This window comes from Pseudoalteromonas sp. G5_S1_54_S4 (assembly GCF_054968565.1).
The window spans coordinates 1-3,722 of sequence record NZ_JBQKUL010000096.1; the positions used below are offsets into that span (position 1 = coordinate 1).

The 3,722-nt window shown below is 35.0% G+C and carries 3 protein-coding genes; all 3 read left to right on the forward strand.

The window, feature by feature from the left end; all coding sequences use genetic code 11:
* The first annotated feature begins 289 nt into the window (after positions 1-289).
* On the forward strand, positions 290-964 hold the full coding sequence (locus ACTRWE_RS18885) for a response regulator transcription factor (protein ID WP_462880505.1): 675 nt from the start codon (positions 290-292) through the stop codon (positions 962-964).
* Positions 964-2,382, forward strand: coding sequence for a sensor histidine kinase (locus ACTRWE_RS18890; RefSeq protein WP_462880506.1), 1,419 nt, complete (start codon positions 964-966; stop codon positions 2,380-2,382). Before ACTRWE_RS18885 ends, ACTRWE_RS18890 begins: the two co-directional genes overlap by 1 nt.
* A partial coding sequence (locus ACTRWE_RS18895) for a DUF5916 domain-containing protein (protein WP_273002657.1) occupies positions 2,382-3,722 on the forward strand: 1,341 nt, incomplete at its 3' end. The genes ACTRWE_RS18890 and ACTRWE_RS18895, both read left to right, overlap by 1 nt.

Genomic DNA, 3,722 nt, shown 5'->3' on the forward strand with positions numbered 1-3,722 from the left:
GGTACTTAGCTGAACTTCGGTAAAGAGCGAATTTGAGACACTGATTTTATGTTTGAGTTGTATCAATATATCTACAAAACGGACATTAAGCCTCTTATTTCCCCATGTTCAGTTAACTTAAATACTCTAATTTGTGATTTAAAATTGATTTTTCACAAAAAGAATCTGAAAACTTAGAGGGAAAGCTAGAGCTTTAACGAAATAGCTTTTAAATAAATTAAGTGTAAATTCAGCTACTCTTAAGTTTAAAGCGATATTCTGAATAATATTTACTCAAAGGCATGCATCATTGAAAGTTTTAGTTATCGAAGATTCAATATCACTTAGACGAAGTTTAAGAGTAGGGTTAACCAACCTAGGTTTCACCGTAGATGATACTGGAGATGGTTCTGAGGGACTAAGTATGGCTCTGTCTGGTGATTATTCTCTGTTAATTCTTGATTTAATGTTGCCCTCTGTCGATGGTACTTCAATATTAAAGGCAATTCGTCAGGCAGGAAAAGATATCCGTGTATTAATTTTGTCTGCGAAAGACCTTACAGAAGATAAAGTTGAAGGGCTTCTCAACGGTGCAGATGACTACCTTACTAAACCTTTTTCTTTTGACGAACTGCATGTCCGTTTACTCTGTTTAATGCGGCGCGGTACTTTGAATGTGAACGCTAACAGTATTAATATTGGTGCCGTATCACTAGATTTACATTTAAAACAATTAAGATGTGATGGTAAAGATGCTCAGCTAACCCCTAATGAATACAAAGTGGTTGAATGCTTATTTTCCAGTCAAGGAAAAGTCATTTCTTCTGAAAAGCTCAGCGAATACCTAGCCGGACAATATGATGCAATTGCAAAAAATTCTATAGAGGCTCACCTTTCTTCTGCTCGGAAAAAAGTAAGAGCTATTGGTTACGAGCTTCCAATTAAAACCAAGCGTGGCTTTGGCTACTTCGTTGAGAGTCATTAATGAATTCAATTCATAAAAAGCTAAGTCGCTATCTATCAATTTCAATCTCATTACTCTTATTTTGTATCTTATTAGCAACTGATATCAGTGTTGATACATGGATTAGTGATGAGTTTGACCGAGCCATGATCAACAAAGTTGGACTACTTGAAACATTAGTTGAAGAAGATGAAAACGGAATAGAATTTGATTTTGCTGGGGAGTTTATGCCGGAATTTGAAGGCAAAGAAAACCCTGAATATTACCAACTTTGGTACAAAAGCGAAGTATTTGAGAGATCTGACACTCTAGAGCTTTTTGAAATAAAAGCTCTCTCTAGATTAGATGTAAAACTACATGAATTTATTATTCAAGATACCGTATTACCAGACGGTAGAAATGGCAGGATGCTGTATACAAAGTTTTTTCCTCAGGTTGACTCTGACATTCGTGAAATACTCGGTATAAGCAGAGAAGAATTTGCAAAGAATCAACAACCAATGGAACTTGCCTATGCGCTAAGTAGAGAAGAGTTAGACTATATCCACTGGTTTGTTGATATTATTTTTATTTTCACATCTATATTTTCCGTATTTATTATAAGAATAATTGTCAAACTTGTTGTTTCTAGGAGTTTAAAACCAATTAGTGAACTCAGTCAGCAGCTAAGAAAAATAAGTTTAAACTCTAAAAACCCGGAAGTTTCAGTAGAATTTTTACCGCAAGAACTCGTTCCGATAGCTGAAGGCGTTAATCAGTTTATTAAAGAAAATCATATTCTGTACATTCGAGAGCAGAGAATGGCTTCTGACATTGCTCACGAATTAAAAACACCAATTGCAGAGCTTATAAGTTTGAGCGAAGTTGCCTTAAAGTTTCCTCATGAAAAGGAAATATCAGATAACCTTGCAAGCGATGTCCATGGAATATCCTATCGCTTAAAAAATATCGTTAGTAGCATCATGCTATTACAAAAAAGTAGTAGTAGCCATGAGTTAGAAACTAGCAAAATTAACCTAACGGATCTAATTAGTAACATTATCTCAAGAGAAAATTCAGACGATAGAGATATTACACTTCTTTTTGATATACCTTCATTAATAGTAAATACCAACAAATTTGCTTTAGAAACTGTGTTATCAAATTTAATTAACAATGCAATCTTTTATAGTCCAACTAATTCAGCAATAGAGATAACAACATCAAAAATTGATAATAGAAATGCTTTAATCAAAATTTCAAATATCTGCTACGAAAATTATCAAGAAAATGAGCTTAAATTGTTTTTTGATCCTTTATGGCAAAAAGACGAATCAAGAACATCAACAGAACGATTTGGATTAGGTTTAGCAATAGTAAAATCCTACTGTGAAAAAATTGGAGCAACTGTTTCAATATCGCTAGTTGAGAAGAAAATAACATTTACTGTATCGCTGTAATGAACAAGTCTTTTAACGCTTCTTTACAACTTCTTTATCTGTTTGCTTCAAGTATTGCCTTTGCAACTGAAGTTGTCGTTGATGGCTCTCTGAATGATTCAGGTTGGCAAAGCGCGAAGAGAAACACAGTTAATTACCAAGTTGTTCCACAAACGCTAACAAAGGTAGAGAGCAACTTTTCTTATCAAATAATAACAACTGACCACGGCATATACATAGCTGTTGTGGCAACAACTAAGCAACCATTAAGAGTAAGGACACAAGAAAACGACTCGCTTTTTACCAATGATCATATTCAACTAATGATAGATATGAATAATACCGAGCAAACGAGTTATGTATTTTCAGTCAATCATCAAGGATATTATTATGATGGTATCTATAAGCAAAATAAAGAGTTAGATTTAGATTGGGGCAATCAATGGAACTTCAAAACTAAAGTATTTACCGATTCGTGGAGCACTGAAATTTATATCCCTTGGACTGCTATGTCTTTTGCCATTCAAGAGCAGAATGAATTCGGCCTTTCTATTACGCGTTATGATGAATCCACTAATGCTACATATTCATCAATTCCGGCAAACGCTTCAATGAATAGCTTTTTGACAAACTTCAACAAACAAAAAGTTGAAATCAACAATCAGTCGAGCCTAGATGTTTTTCCATACATTTCGGCCAATCGAGACATTGCAAACAACAAAAACTCTACTGATATAGGGGCGGAGCTTTTTTGGAAACCTACTAAAAGCCAACAATTAAGTGCCACAATAAACCCGGACTTTGGTCAGGTCGAATCAGATGAGTTAGTCGTTAATTTTTCAGCCATAGAAAGCTTTTTCTCGGAAAAACGACCTTTTTTCAATGATAATCAAAGTTTATTTGAAGTTTCCGGGCCAGAGTCTCTAAGAGTAGTACATACGCCAAGAATTGGCGGGGAGTCATATTATGATGAAGACTATTCAGGTGAGTTGGATTCTGCAATTAAATACACAATAAGTAGTGAACAATTAGATTTTGGGCTTTTATCTGCATTTGAAAGTGCCGATAGCGGGAAATCTGGTAGAGATTTTTGGTTGTTAAGAGGCCAGTACCGTTTAGGAGCTAACAAATTTGGCGCTTCACTTAATAGGGTTAATACGCCCAGCATTGAGCGAAATGCAATTATTATTGAGTCTGATTTCAATTATGCATACTCAGATAGTGCTGAGCTAAATTTCGGTATAATCAGATCTGATATAGAACAAGGACCTGAAACAACGAGCGATTTCGGTTGGTGGCTAACAGGAAGTACAGAGCCATCCGAGCAGCATAACCATGAGTTTAGTCTTTTTTACTATGGA

Excerpts from the sequence above, each read along its gene's own strand:
- ACTRWE_RS18890 (WP_462880506.1), top strand. The coding sequence starts at position 964 with ATGAATTCAATTCATAAAAAGCTAAGTCGCTATCTATCAATTTCAATC.